This is a genomic window from Paracoccus marinus (genome assembly GCF_007018965.1).
Taxonomy (GTDB): Bacteria; Pseudomonadota; Alphaproteobacteria; order Rhodobacterales; family Rhodobacteraceae; genus Paracoccus; species Paracoccus marinus.
This window is the reverse complement of record NZ_VJYZ01000001.1, coordinates 20539-34026: the sequence shown is the minus strand read 5'-3', so window position 1 is coordinate 34026 and position 13488 is coordinate 20539. Positions and strand designations below refer to the sequence as shown.

Here is a 13488-nt window from a genome sequence, read left to right as displayed (position 1 = left end):
GGTGCAATGCAGCCAGTCACCGTCCTTTCGATCGCCGCCGGCCTCGCGGCCATCTTTTTCCTGATCCTGCTGGTTCGCGCGAATGCACGCGCCGCCGATCTGCTGCGCGACCTGCAATCCGCGCGCGCGGCCGAGCACGCAGCGGCGCTGCGCGAGGTGGAACTTGCTGCCGGCGCCACCGCCGGTCGAACCCGACTGGCCGAACTGGCCGAGGAACGCGACGGGCTGATCGATGCCTTGCACCAGCTGCGCGAGGTCAAGGCGACGCTGGAACGCGACCTCTCCACCGTGCGGCTGACGGCGGAAAAGGACGCCTCGGCAGCGCAGGGGGAACTGAAGCTTCTGCGCGACTTGCGTGAGGAAATGACCGCGCAGTTCCGGCTGATGGCCGATGACAGCCTGCGGCGGCAGGGTGCGGACCTTGAAAAGGCGCATGCCGACCGCCTGTCCGCGCTTCTCAAGCCCGTGCGCGATCAGGTCGAGACATTCCAGAAGGAACTTGCCGACCGCAACATCGCGACCGTGCAGGCGAACGCGGCGCTGCGCGAGCAGATCGAGGGGCTGCATCGACGGTCCGAGGAAATCGGACGGGACGCCGTCGCGCTGACCCGCGCGCTCAAAGGCGAGAAGCAGCGGCAGGGCGCATGGGGCGAAATGGTGCTGGCCCGCATCCTCGAGCAATCGGGGCTCGAGGACGGGCTGCACTACGTCGTGCAAGCCAGCCACACCGATGCCGAGGGGCGGCGCTGGCGGCCCGACGTCATCGTCAAGATGCCGCGCGATCGGGTTCTGGTCGTAGACAGCAAGGTCAGCCTGGTCGACTATGCCGAAGCCTGCGCCTGCGACGATCCCGACCGCCGGGCCGAGCTTCTGCGCCGCCACGCGGCCGCCGTGCGCCGTCACGTGGTGGACCTGTCCGCGCGCGGCTACGAGGCGCTGGCCGAAGGTTCGGTCGATTACGTCCTGATGTTCGTGCCGGTCGAGGGCGCGTTTTCCGAGGCCATGCGCGCCGATCCCGAACTCGCGTCGTTCGCGCTCGACAAGCGCGTGGGGCTTGCCACGCCGACGACGCTGATGCTGACGCTCCGCACGGTCGATCACGTCTGGACGGTCGAGCGGCGGCAAGCCAACGCCGAGGAAATCGCGAGCCGCGCCGGCGCGCTTTACGACAAGGTCGCGGGCTTCGTCGAAGCGATGGAGGACGCGGGCAACGCGATCCAGAACGCCGCCAAGGCCCATGACAAGGCGATGGGCCGCCTGACGCGCGGCAACGGCAACGTCATCCGCCAGGTCGAGATGCTGCGCGAACTGGGCGCGCGAACGCAAAAGCGCATGGCGCTGGATCATGATCGGCACGAGGAGCCGACGATCCGGGCGAAGATCGAGGGACCGGTCTAGCTTCCCACGTTCGCGGCGGCGTCGCACGCGCTGGCCACGCCATCCCAGGTCGGTCGGGAACCCGCCGGTCGGCCCGGCATTGAACGCCGGAACAATGGAGAGAAAAGATGGACCTCACGCCCTTTCAGATCGACGTGGTGCGCGCGCTGCTTCGCAGCCGCATCGACGGCAGCAGCCACTATCTGATGCAGGACGACCTCGCCGGATCGATCGAGACGCCCGGCAAGCAGGCGATCGCCGACGCGCTCGGGCCGGTCAGCGAATGGTTCCGGGCGCATGGCCTGCCCGACGTGACCGCCATCGTGGTGCCGCAGGACAATGCCGATCAGAAGCTGATGCTGCCTCTCGACGCCGCGGTCGAGCGCATGGGCGGTCGCGCGGCCGCGCAGGCCGAGGCGGCGCGGGTCCGCGACTTCGACTGGGTCCATTGGCGCGACAGCTGAACCGCCGGGCGATCCGGCAGGCTCGCCGCGCGGCATTCCTGCCACATGCGATTCGCTGCATGTTGTAGCACCACAAGGGTCCTACCCAAGCGGTGCCCTCCTGCTTTATCATTGCGGCAAGGGGTGCTGGCGGAGTTCGGAAACATGCGCTGTCCGTTTTGTGGAAACATCGACACGCAGGTGAAGGATTCCCGGCCGGCCGAGGACAACGTGGCCATTCGCCGCCGCCGCTTCTGCCCGGCATGCGCTGGCCGTTTCACGACCTACGAACGCGTGCAGCTGCGCGACCTCGTCGTGCTGAAATCGTCCGGGCGGCGTGAGGAGTTCGATCGCGAAAAGCTCAGCCGCTCGGTCCGCATCGCGCTTCAGAAGCGCCCGGTCGAACAGGAGCGCGTGGACCAGATGATCTCCGGCATCGTCCGGCGGCTGGAAAGCATGGGCGAGGCCGACGTCAGATCAAAGGTCATCGGCGAGATCGTGATGGAAACCCTGGCCCGCATCGACACCGTTGCGTATGTCCGGTTTGCGAGCGTTTACAAGAACTTCCAGGCCGCCGACGACTTCGACAAGTTCGTAAGCGAGCTGCGCCCGGCAGCTTCGGACGAGTGAACCGGACAAATGCCCGCCCGGCCACGGGCGCCGACCTGCGCCACATGGACCACGCGCTGGTGCTAGCCCGCCGCGGCCTGGGCAACACCTGGCCCAACCCGGCGGTCGGCTGCGTCATCGTCGGCGGCCCGTCCGGCGATCGCGTGGTCGGGCGCGGTTGGACGCAGCCGGGTGGTCGTCCCCACGCCGAGGTCATGGCGCTTGCCCAGGCTGGTGCCGCCGCGAGGGACGCGACCGCCTACGTCACGCTCGAACCCTGCGCCCATCACGGCCGCACGCCGCCCTGCACCGAAGCACTCATCCATGCCGGCATCGCGAGGGTCGTGACCGCCCTGACCGATCCCGACCCGCGGGTCAGCGGGCAGGGACACGCCATGCTGCGGGCGGCCGGGGTCGAGGTCGTCAAAGGCGTTCGGGCGGCCGACGCCTGGGCGCTTCAGCGCGGGTTTCTGAGCCGTGTGACGCGGGCGCGGCCGATGGTGACGCTGAAGCTCGCGACCAGTTTCGACGGGCGGATCGCGACGGCGGCCGGTGAAAGCCGGTGGATCACCGGCCCTGCGGCGCGGCGGCATGTCCATGCTATGCGCCTGCGCCACGACGCGGTGATGGTGGGGGCGGGCACCGCGCGCGCCGACCGGCCCGCACTCAACGTGCGCGGGTTCGGGCCGGTGCGGCAGCCCGTCCGCGTGGTGATCGCGTCCGCCCCCATTCCTGAGCTGGCGGCCGAGGACGACATGCACGGGCCGCTGTGGGTCCTGCCGCCGCCGCTGGACGAGGCTTTGGCCGAGTTGGCGCGGCGCGGGATCACGCGGGTGTTCTGCGAAGGGGGCGGCCAGCTTGCGGCCGGGCTGCTTGCGGGCGGGCTGGTGGACGAGATCGTGGGGTATACCGCCGGGATCGTTCTGGGCGGGGACGGGCGCGCGGCTGTCGCGCCGATCGAGATGACCGGGTTGGCTAACGCGCCGCGCTTTCGGCTGGTCGAAACGCGCAACCTTGGCGGCGACATCTTGCACCGTTGGGCGGTGGACGCCGAGGCCTAGCGCCACAACCACGCTGACCCGGCAAACAGGCCCTGCAGCTTCGCAAGCACCCGCAGCGCGGGGCGTCGCGGCAGGGCCGCCGGGCCGGACAGGCGCGCGAGGGCGGTTTCGACCGGGCAGGGCAGGCCGCTGACGGGGTCCATGTAGCGGGGATAGGCGATCAGGGCGGCGTGGATCAGCCCGTCGAGCCCGGGCCGCGCCGTCCGGCGGGCGGGGACCGGACCCAGATCGCGGGTCAGACCCCAGCCGGCGTAGAACGGCGCGCCGAGCGTCGTGACAGACTTGCCGCGCACCAGCGCCTCGAACCCGAGGGTTGAGGTCATGGTCCAGATCTCGTCGGCAAGGTCGATCAACGCGGCGGCGGGCGCGGCGGTCGCGGTCACGTCGGAAAGCCCCGCGAGGTCTGCGGGCGCGACCGCACCGGGGCGCAGCCCGGCCTCGACGTCGGGGTGCGGTTTCCAGACGATCAGCGCGCCCGGGTTCTCGTCCCGGACCCGGCGCAGCAGGTCGAGGTTCGTCCGCTCCGCCCCCGCGCCAAGGCGGATCGAGGCATCATCCTCGACCTGGCCCGGAACGAGGATCACGCGGCGGCCGTCGGACGGGATGTCCGGGACCACCCCGCCGAGGTTGTATTTCGTCACCGCAGCATCGCGCAGGCGCGCGGCGAGCCGCTGTGCCCGAACCGCGCCGTCGGGGGGTAGGGGTGCGGCGATCAGGCGCTCGAGGTCGCTTTCGCGGGTCGGGTCATAGTAGATCCCGGTCCGGTCGGCGACCAGCGACAGCGGCGGCACCAGGGCCGCGCCAAGGCCGCGGGAGCGCAGGAAGCCGTCCTCGACCCGCGCGGCTTGGGGGACGGCGGCGGCCGCGCTGGCCCAGGCGAGCGTCACGGCCGGCGACGGGCGGCTGGTGAAGCCGACGCCGCCGCTGCCCGGCGCGCCGCCGCCGAAGGCGTCGGCGATGAAGCGGCGTTTCCACAGCCGCATCCCGTAGGCGAGATGCCCGCCGTGGTCCTGCCGCCACGCCTTTGCCTCGGCCTCGATCTGCTGCAGCGCGCCGGTGAAATCGGTCAGCCGGTCAAGGCAGGGGTCGTACCAGACCGGGGCCAGCAGGTGGCTGGCGGCGAACAGGCGATCGGCGGTGACGCCCGGAACGGCGCGGCGCGGCAGCGGATCCTCGTCGTCCGACAGGCCCCAGCCGGCATAGAAGGGCTGGCCGAAGAGCCGAGGACGGTGCCCGGCCAGCAGCGCCTCGTAGCCGAGTTGGGAGCTGACGGCATAGACGGCGCGGGCATTGCCGACGAGCGCCCAAGGGGACACGGGCGCGTCGCAGACGGACTCGCCCGCGCGAAGGTCGGCGGCGGACAGGTGGCCCGCGCGCAGGCCGGATGCGGTTTCGGGATGGGTGCGGACCACGATGCGGGCGCCGGCATGTTCGTCGCGGGCCGCCTGCAGCATCTGCAGGAACCGTGCCCGCCCCGCGCCCCGCAGCGAGGCGTCGCCGGCGGTCTGGTCCACGACCAGCACGTAGCCGGGCGGCGGCGGCGCCGCGCCGGGCAGGTGGGCGTTGTACTTGGACAGGTCCGCCGCGCGCAGGGTGGCAATCGCCAGCGCCGCGTCGGTTTCCAGCGCGGCGGCGCGCGGTGACGTCGCAAGCGTCTCGATCAGCGAGGGTCGTGAGGGGTCGAAATGCAGGCCGAGCGGATCTACGATCAGCCCGACCGGACCGCGGCGCGCGACGCGGCCCCGGGCGCGGCCAGGCAGGATCGACCGCAGGAACGCGTCCTCGACCGTGACCAGCTGCGCGCCGCACCTTTGCGCGACGGCCCGGCCGCGCCATGCCGTCGGGCTAGCCCCCCAGATACCCACCGCGTCGCCCGGGCCGGGGATCCCGAACCTTGGCGACCAGCCGGCGAGCGTGAGGATGCGGCGGATGCGGCGCGCGCGCAGGAACCCGGCGCTGTAAACGAAAAGCTGCCGGGGATCGCCCCCGGCAGCTTGCAGGTCGTCGAAGGTCACGAGGCTCAGTTGCCCAGCGTTTCCAGCGTCCGCGCGGTGGCCGCGCTGCCGGTGATCGCGCCCAGCGTCTTTTGCCACTGAACGTAGGGGGCTTCGGTCACGTAGACCGTGTCCTCGTCGCGGATCATGAAGTCGCGCGCCATGAACAGCCCGTTTGGCTGCGTCAGGTCCAGCACATAGGCCATCCGCTGGTCGCCGTAGAGGTCGTTGCGGCCCATCACCGCGCGGGCGACCGATTGCGGCTCGTCGCGCAGGATGAACACGCCGGTCGGGTCGGCAAGCTGGGTCTGCAGGCCGCCTACAAGGGCGATGGCCTCGATCGCGTCGATCTCCTCGCTGCCGAGCGGGACCTTGGTCTGGCCGCCGAGCGCGCCGAGCGCGGTGAAGCTGCGCTGGTCTTCCTCGACCAGGACGACGTCGCCGGGGCGCAGGGCGATGTCGTTCGACGAGCTTTCGTACAGATCCTTGAGCCAGATCCGGCCGGTGTTGCCGTCGCGCTTGACGGTGACCACCGCGACTTCGGGGTCGATCGACACGCCGCCCGCGCGCGCCAGCATGGCCGACAGGGTCCGGGTCGGACGTTCGATCGGGAACACGCCCTGGCCGTTCACGCGGCCCATGACCGACACGGTCGCGCCGTCGCCCGCGACGCGGGTCACGGTGACCTGCGGGTCGGGGGTCTGGCTGCCCAGGCGGTCGGTGATGATCTCGCGCAGCGCGTCGGGGCTGTTGCCGGCGGCGCGGATGCGGCCCGCGTAGGGCACGAAGATGTAGCCCGCGCTGTCCACCTGCAATTCCTGCAGCGGCGTGTTCGACTGGCCGAGCGAGGCGAGCAGGCCGTCATCCACGTTTTCCCAGACGGTCAGCCCCAGCACGTCGCCCGGCCGGATCTCGTCCGCGCCGACCTGGCCTGCCGACAGGAAGGCGTTGCTGAAGCCGTAGCTGGGCGAATAGGCGGTGGCGCGGGTGACGTGGTCGTTGACCATCACGACGTGGGCGTTGCCGACGCCGGCTTCGCCGCCGCGCAGGATCTCGTTCCGGTTGGGGCCCGATCGGGGCAGGCCGCAGGCGGCAAGCAGGGTGAGGCCGAGAAGGGCGCCGACGCGTGCGGCACGTCCAGCGGTCGCGCGCGCGCCTGCGGACGGCGCGGCAAAAGCGGGGCGGTCGGGGGATACGGTGGTCAAGTCCTGTCTCCTGTCCCATGGGGCGATTCTGCGCGCCCTGAACTTTTCGCGACGTTAGCCTCTTGATCCGGCGGCTTCCATCATTTCCCGTTCTGGTTACGAATCGTTTTCCAGCTGTTGCCGGTGTGCCCCGCGTCCGTGTTCCAGCGCCTCGTAGGGGTCGTGCGGCCCCAGCATCAGGTCCACGACCAGCCGCAGCGCGTGCGCGCGCGACCGTGCGGCGTAGAAACCACCGGGCACCTGGCTCGTTTCCAGAAGATAGGCGCGGTAGTCGCGATAGGCGCGCGCGTCGGGCCGTTCGGGGTGGCGCAGGAAGTCGTCGAGCGTCTGGTGCGAGACGAGGCCGGGCTTGTCGAACACCGCGCGCCCCGTCGCGAGCACCGGCAGCCCGCGCCACAGCGCCTGCTGGGCGGCGGTCGAATTGACGGTGATGGCGCTGCGGGCCTGCGACAGCAGCGCCGCAAGCTTGCCGCCATCGACGACATGGACCCGGGCCTCGATCCCCAGCGCGCGGGCGCGACTTATGATCGCCTCGCGCACGCGGCCGCGGCCGTCCTCCAGCGGGTGCGCCTTGAAGACGATGTGGTGGTGGCGCGGGGCGGCGCGGGCAAAGGCGTCCAGCACCTCGTCCGTGAAGTCGCTCATGCGGGCATAGCCGGAATGGGCGACGAAGCTCGCGTCATGTTCGAGTTGCAGCAGGACGAGCACATATGGGAAACCGCCGCGCCGGATGCGGCGGGCGCGCGCCCAGCGGGCAAAGCGGAACGCCGGGCTCAGCAGCAGGCGGCGCAGGTGCAGCTGGAACTCGCGCGCGACGCTGATCTGGCGGTGGCTGCGGAAGCCCGGATACCGCCCGTTCGCGGTCAGGAGCATGAAGTGGTAAAGCGCGCCGTAGAACTTGTGCTGGCGCATGTCGCCCCAGTGCGCGGGCGGGCGGTAGATTTCGGATTCGTGCCCGCCGAGCGCGGTCCGCATCCGGTCCAGCGGGATCGACATCAACGCCGAATGGCCGTTCGCGCCGCCGCGTTCGTAGCTGATCCAGAACGGCCGCAAGTAGCCTTCTTCAAAGACGTGAAGGACGAGGCCGCGCGCCGCCGCCGCGTCGCGGGCGGCGGCATGGATCGCGCGCACGTCGCCGTAAAGGACGATGTCGGTAACGCCCAGCCGGTCGATCAGCCGGTCCAGATGCGCCGGCCAGTCCGCCGCAGGCGCGTCGTGGCGGACGAAGTGGGCGGGGTCCGACCAGAAGAACTCGTCCCCGGCGTTGAAGCCGACACGCCAGACCTGCGCCCCGGCCGCCCGCAGGAGCGCGCCCAGCCGGTCGAAGAATGGCCCGTGCGGCCCCTGCAGCAGCAGGAACACGCGCGCCTCGGCGGGTTGCCCGGCAGGGCCCGGTTCCGGTTGCCCGGGCCGTGGCGGGCCATCGGACGAAGCGGGAAGGCTGGCGCGGGTGTGTCCGGGGGTCAAGGCAACGTCCCGCTTGTGTAACAGTGGACCTTCGCGCTCATGACACAGAAGCGCGCGTGCTGCCAAGTCGTGATGCCAACTCGGGTCGCCTCTCGTTCGGGCGGGCGACTCGCGCGCGTGCCGTCGCGGCCGCAGCAGGCGCGCGGCCTTGCACCTGCGCGGACAGGGCGCATATTGCACGCTGTCGCACGGGGGTCCGCCCGCGCCGACGCCCGTGCGGAAAGGAGCCTGCGATGTTCACCGGGATCATCACCGACGTCGGCCGCGTGTCGGCGGTCGAGATGCGCGGCGACATGCGCGCGCGGATCGCATGCGGCTACGACATGGCGGGGGTCGACATCGGCGCCTCGATCGCCTGCGACGGCGTGTGCCTGACCGTGGTGGAAAAAGGTGACGCCGCCGCTGGCGCACCCGGCTGGTTCGACGTGGACATCTCGGCCGAGACGCTGAGCAAGACGAACATCGGCGCGAACGGCTGGGCCGTGGGGCGCGAGATCAACCTGGAACGCGCGCTTCGGCTTGGGGACGAACTCGGCGGGCATATCGTGTCGGGGCACGTGGACGGCATCGCCACGATCGAGGACGCGCACGACGACGGCGACAGCCTGCGCCTGACGCTGCGCGCACCGGCGGCGCTGGCGCGGTTCATCGCGCCGAAGGGTTCGGTGGCGCTGAACGGCACCTCGCTGACGGTGAACGAGGTCGATGGCGACCGCTTCGGCGTCAACCTGATTCCGCACACGCGCAGCGTGACCACCTGGGGCCGCGCGCAGGCGGGCGACGCCGTGAACCTGGAAATCGATACGCTTGCCCGCTACGTGGCCCGCCTGGCGGAAGCGGGATGACCGTGCCGGTCGCCCCACCGGCGCCCGCCGGCATCGGCCACAACGGCGGTCCGTGCGCCGGCAGCAGCTACCGCGCGCATTGCTGGTCGGTCGCGCGGCGCGAACTTCTGGGCGCGCGCCTGCCGGTCGAGGTCGTGCGGATGCAGGTGCGTCGCGCGCGCGACCTGGGGCTTGATTACAAGACCTATGCGGGCGTGCGCGCGACCACCGGGCGCGACCTGGTGGCGTTCCTGTATTCGTCGAACGCGCTCGGCGTGTTCCGCATCGGCGCGCCCGTGCCCCCGGCCGAGGCCGCGCGCGTCGCCGCGTCCTGCGCCGCCGCGCACCTGGGATGCGCGCCCGGCCTTGCGCCCGACGTGCTGGCGCGGCAGATCGGGGCCGTGTCGGGCCGCACGCTCGCACCGTTCGGCAGCAGCTGGGCCGCGATGCGCGACGAGATGAAGGAATGGCTTCGTGCCCAGGGCTTGCCGCGCGACGCCGTCCTGATGATCGGCGAGACGGCGCATGAGCGCGAGATGATGACGGCGGGCGGCTTGGCGGGCTTCGTCGGCGGGCAGGTCCACTTCGGCCACGCGACGCGCGCCGACTGAAAGAATTGCGCCGGATGGAGAGAGCGATGCAAGAGATGCCGATGCAGTACGAAGCGCCCGGTCCCGTCGAACGCGACTGGTCCGACGCGATTTCCTCCATCCAGGAAATCATCGAGGACGCGCGCAACGGCCGCATGTTCGTGCTGGTGGACCACGAGGACCGCGAGAACGAGGGCGACCTCGTCATCCCCGCGCAGATGGCGACCCCCGACGCGATCAACTTCATGGCGATGCATGGCCGCGGGCTGATCTGCCTGGCGATGCCCGGGCCGCGCATCGACGCGCTGGGCCTGCCGCTGATGAGCCCCAAGAACTCCAGCAGGCACGAGACCGCCTTTACCCTGTCGATCGAGGCGCGCGAGGGCGTGACGACCGGTATCTCGGCCCACGACCGCGCCCGCACCGTCTCGGTGGCGATCGACCCGACGCGCGGCGCGGCCGACATCGCGACGCCGGGCCACGTCTTTCCGCTGCGCGCCCGCGAGGGGGGCGTTCTGGTCCGCGCGGGCCATACCGAGGCCGCGGTGGACATCGCGCGGTTGGCCGGGCTGAACCCGTCGGGCGTGATCTGCGAGATCATGAACGAGGACGGGTCGATGGCGCGGCTGCCCGACCTCGTGTCGTTCGCGCAGCGCCACGGGCTGAAGATCGGGACGATCAGCGACCTGATTTCCTATCGCCGCCGCCACGACAACCTGATCGCCGAGCGCGAGCAGAAGCCGGTCGTGTCGGCCCATGGCGGCGAATGGATGATGCGGATCTTCGCGGACGAGACCCAGGGCGCGGAACACATCGTCCTGACCAAGGGCGACCTGTCCACGCCGCAGCCGGTGCTGGTCAGGATGCACGCCCTGGACCCGCTGCACGACGCGCTGGGGATCGAGCGCGGGCGCGCGGGCGATCTTGGCGCAGCGATGCGCCTGATCGCGGACGAGGGCAGGGGGGCCGTGGTGCTGCTGCGCGACCTGTCGCCGCTTTTGCCGCGCGACGGCGACGTGTCGCCCCATACGCTGCGGCAGTACGGCCTTGGCGCGCAGATCCTGTCGGCGCTGGGGTTGACCGACCTGATCCTGCTCACGAACTCGGCGCCGCTCAAGGTCGTCGGGCTTGACGCCTACGGGCTTTCCATCCATTCCACGCGACCTATCCCGCACGACTGACCCGGAGAGGGGCTTTTCATGGCCGCGCTGACCGAACACACCATCCTGCCGCTGCCCGCGTTCGACGCGCCGGTGAAGCTGCTGATCGTGGTATCGCCCTATTACCGCGCGATCGCGGACGACCTGATCGCGGGTGCGCGCGCGATTGCCGAACTGGCGGGCGCGGCGGTCGATCTGGTCGAGGTGCCGGGCGCGCTGGAAATCCCCACCGCCATTGCGATGGCGGCGCGGCTTTCAAGCTATGACGGGTTCGTGGCGCTGGGTTGCGTGATCCGGGGCGAGACCACGCATTACGAGACGGTGTGCAACGACAGCTCGCGCGGGCTGACGCTGCTGGGGCTGCAGGGGCTGTGCATCGGGAACGGCATCCTCACGGTGGAAAACACCGACCAGGCGGTCGTGCGCGCGGCGCCGGACGGACAGGACAAGGGCGGCGGCGCCGCGGCGGCCGCGCTGCACCTGATCGCGCTTCAGCGTCGCTGGACCGGGTCGCGCCGCCCGGTCGGCTTCGCGCCGGGCGACCGCGACCCGATCCGGGTGGCGGGCACGCTCGACGGAACCTCCCTCGCATGAGCGCGGGGTCGGACAGGCCGGGCCCGGCTTCAAGCAACGCGCCCCGGGCCGACAAGCGCGCCCGCAGCGGCGCAGCCCGCATCTATGCCGTTCAGGCGCTGTTTCAGATGGAAGCCGCGAACCAGTCGTCCGACCGGGTGCTGGCCGAGTTCCTGAATTGGCGCATCGCCGCCGATTACGCCGAAGGCACCACGCCCGAGGCGGACGAGGCGCTGCTGGCCGCGATCCTGGGCGACGTTGTGAACTGGCAGGCGCGGATCGACCAGATGACCGACCGCGCGTTGGTGGCCAAGTGGCCGATCGCCCGCATCGACCCGGTACTGCGCGCCGTGTTCCGCGCGGCGGGCGCCGAGCTGGTCGCGACCCGCACCCCGCCCAAGGTCGTGATTTCGGAATACGTCGGCGTCGCCGACGCGTTCTTCCCGGAAGGGAAAGAGGCGCGCTTCGTCAACGCCGTCCTCGACCACATGGCCCGCGAGGCGCGCCCCGAGGCGTTCTGACGCCGGCTTCCGGCTCCGGCCTCACCCGTTATCCGACCTGACCGCCCGCCGCGACTCGCCTCCGGCGGGTGGTCGCGTTTCTGGCCGTGCGGGTGCCGTCGGCGACATTCGCCGCGCCGTCGCACGCGGCGTTCCGGCCGGATCCAGGGGCAGCAATCCACCCTTCGACGTGTGACTTTTGCCACAGTCCGACGGCCCTGCCGCGGGGTCCGAGATCACGCAATCTCCGATCCCAGTGCGATCCCGCGTTTCAATGTTGCAGCAATGACAAGAATTGCGAACGTGTAAATGCACGTTTTGAAACGGTTAATGGCGGTAGCGGCGGCAAGTCGCTCACGACCGTTTCTGCTGCAATCCCGCGCAATCGCGGTTCCAGCATCTTCCATCACATTCGGGTGAGATCGCGTTTCGCAGCGGCCGCGGTTCAGATCGGCGGGGTTCTGCATTAGGTAACTGTCACACAAGACCGGTGCCCACGCGCATCGGCTGTTAAGAAGAGGTACGACATGAAAACCCTTTCGATCCTGCTGGGCGCCACCGCGCTGGCGGCCGCAGTGTCCTCGCCGGTGTTCGCGCAGACCGAATTCGCGCCGGGTGCGAACGTGACCGGCGTCAGCAACCTTGACGATCGTCTGGACGACATCGAGGACGCGGTGCAGGACGACTTCGACCGCTCGGCCGACCGTAGCCGCTTTGGCCGTCCCGACGCCCGCGAAGGCCTGTTCGGCTCGGTCGCCGTGACCTACACCGGCCGCGACGGCAACGACGAAAACCAGGACTTCAGCCTGGCCGGCCGCCTGTCGAACAACGCTGGCGCGTTCCAGCAGTCGGTCGGCATCCTGCTGGAGTATGCCGAAGACGACAACGGCGACTCGGAAACCGAAGACACCTCGGTCATCTACGACGGCAACTACTACTTCAACGACAAGGTCTACGCGTTCATCCTGGGCCGCGTCAGCACCGACGGTCTGGCCGAGGACTATGACGAGCTGAACCCGGGCGATTTCGACTCGGTCGAGGACTACAACGACGAAGTGCTGAGCTACGAAGGCCGCGCCAAGCGCGACGCGTTCGTCGGCATCGGCCCGGGCTACCGGATCGTCAACAACGACCAGACCGCATGGCGCGTTCAGGCCGGTGTCGGCATCCGCTACAGCCAGACGGTCGACTTCGCTCAGGCCGACGGCCTGGAGTCGAACACCGACACGGGCTACATCGCGTCGTCGCGCTTCTACCACAAGTTCAACGACACGTTCTTCCTGACCAACGATACCGACTACCTGACCTCGGATATCAACGATCTGGCCACGAACGAACTTGGCCTGAACTTCAAGATGTCGGACAACTTCGCGACCCGCGTTTCCTACAAGACCGAGTACAACTCGGAACGCGACATCCGCACCGACAACACGCTGGGCGTTTCGCTCGTCGTCGGCTTCTGATCGCAACGCGATCCGAAATCGAAGAATCGGGGGCGGTCGAAAGGCCGCCCCTTTTTCGTTGCGCGCATTTCCGCAGCCGCGCATCAAACATTAAAAAGGCCGCCCTTTCGGACGGCCTTTTCAGGTGGCGGGAACCGCAGCGGCCGTGTCGGCGCAAGGTTCCCCGAAAGCCTGGATGTCCAGGTGGGCGCCGGGTGACAAGACCAGGGTCATGCCAGAGCC

The 13488-nt window shown here is 70.0% G+C and carries 13 protein-coding genes; 10 read left to right on the top strand and 3 right to left on the bottom strand.

The features are described from left to right. Positions 1-6 precede the first annotated feature (6 nt). The 4 genes from FNF32_RS00165 (at position 7) to ribD (ending at position 3490) form a co-directional block, all read left to right on the top strand. On the top strand, positions 7-1398 hold the full coding sequence (locus tag FNF32_RS00165) for a DNA recombination protein RmuC (RefSeq protein WP_131673144.1): 1392 nt from the start codon (positions 7-9) through the stop codon (positions 1396-1398). Between the two features lie 107 nt (positions 1399-1505). Next, a complete protein-coding gene (locus tag FNF32_RS00160) occupies positions 1506-1841 on the top strand; it encodes a hypothetical protein (RefSeq protein WP_131673143.1) in 336 nt (111 codons plus the stop codon). A gap of 144 nt (positions 1842-1985) precedes the next feature. Further along, positions 1986-2450: a transcriptional regulator NrdR gene (gene nrdR / locus FNF32_RS00155; RefSeq protein ID WP_131673142.1), complete on the top strand. Its 465-nt coding sequence runs from the start codon at positions 1986-1988 to the stop codon at positions 2448-2450. A gap of 44 nt (positions 2451-2494) precedes the next feature. Then, positions 2495-3490: a bifunctional diaminohydroxyphosphoribosylaminopyrimidine deaminase/5-amino-6-(5-phosphoribosylamino)uracil reductase RibD gene (ribD, locus tag FNF32_RS00150; protein WP_131673160.1), complete on the top strand. Its 996-nt coding sequence runs from the start codon at positions 2495-2497 to the stop codon at positions 3488-3490. On the opposite strand, the gene FNF32_RS00145 is transcribed toward ribD, so the two are convergent. The 3 genes from FNF32_RS00145 to FNF32_RS00135 form a co-directional block, all read right to left on the bottom strand. Beyond that, positions 3487-5505: a capsular polysaccharide biosynthesis protein gene (locus FNF32_RS00145; protein WP_246087609.1), complete on the bottom strand. Its 2019-nt coding sequence runs from the start codon at positions 5503-5505 to the stop codon at positions 3487-3489. The two genes, ribD and FNF32_RS00145, sit on opposite strands and share 4 nt — an antisense overlap. 5 nt (positions 5506-5510) lie before the next feature. After that, entirely contained in the window at positions 5511-6689 is a 1179-nt protein-coding gene (locus tag FNF32_RS00140) for a polysaccharide biosynthesis/export family protein (RefSeq protein ID WP_131673141.1), read from the bottom strand. Positions 6690-6785: 96 nt separating this feature from the next. After that, positions 6786-8051 (bottom strand): capsule biosynthesis protein, encoded by a 1266-nt coding sequence (locus FNF32_RS00135; RefSeq protein WP_246087608.1) that lies wholly within the window; start codon positions 8049-8051, stop codon positions 6786-6788. A gap of 338 nt (positions 8052-8389) precedes the next feature. Here FNF32_RS00135 and FNF32_RS00130 point away from each other — a divergent pair, with 338 nt between their 5' ends. The 6 genes from FNF32_RS00130 to FNF32_RS00105 all read left to right on the top strand — a co-directional run bounded on the left by FNF32_RS00130 (position 8390) and on the right by FNF32_RS00105 (position 13266). Further along, positions 8390-9001, top strand: a complete 612-nt coding sequence (locus tag FNF32_RS00130; protein WP_131673139.1) for a riboflavin synthase — start codon at positions 8390-8392, stop codon at positions 8999-9001. Beyond that, a complete protein-coding gene (locus tag FNF32_RS00125; protein WP_131673138.1) occupies positions 8998-9591 on the top strand; it encodes a hypothetical protein in 594 nt (197 codons plus the stop codon). The genes FNF32_RS00130 and FNF32_RS00125 overlap by 4 nt, the downstream gene beginning before the upstream one ends. Before the next feature lie 41 nt (positions 9592-9632). Next, positions 9633-10751 carry a 3,4-dihydroxy-2-butanone-4-phosphate synthase gene (ribB, locus tag FNF32_RS00120; protein WP_131673158.1) on the top strand — a complete coding sequence of 373 codons (1119 nt, stop codon included), beginning with the start codon at positions 9633-9635 and terminating at the stop codon, positions 10749-10751. An 18-nt stretch (positions 10752-10769) separates the two neighbouring features. Beyond that, positions 10770-11324 (top strand): 6,7-dimethyl-8-ribityllumazine synthase, encoded by a 555-nt coding sequence (locus FNF32_RS00115; protein ID WP_131673137.1) that lies wholly within the window; start codon positions 10770-10772, stop codon positions 11322-11324. After that, positions 11321-11824 carry a transcription antitermination factor NusB gene (gene nusB, locus FNF32_RS00110; protein WP_131673136.1) on the top strand — a complete coding sequence of 168 codons (504 nt, stop codon included), beginning with the start codon at positions 11321-11323 and terminating at the stop codon, positions 11822-11824. The genes FNF32_RS00115 and nusB overlap by 4 nt, the downstream gene beginning before the upstream one ends. Before the next feature lie 506 nt (positions 11825-12330). Further along, positions 12331-13266, top strand: a complete 936-nt coding sequence (locus FNF32_RS00105; protein WP_131673134.1) for a DUF481 domain-containing protein — start codon at positions 12331-12333, stop codon at positions 13264-13266. The last annotated feature ends 222 nt before the right edge of the window (positions 13267-13488 follow it).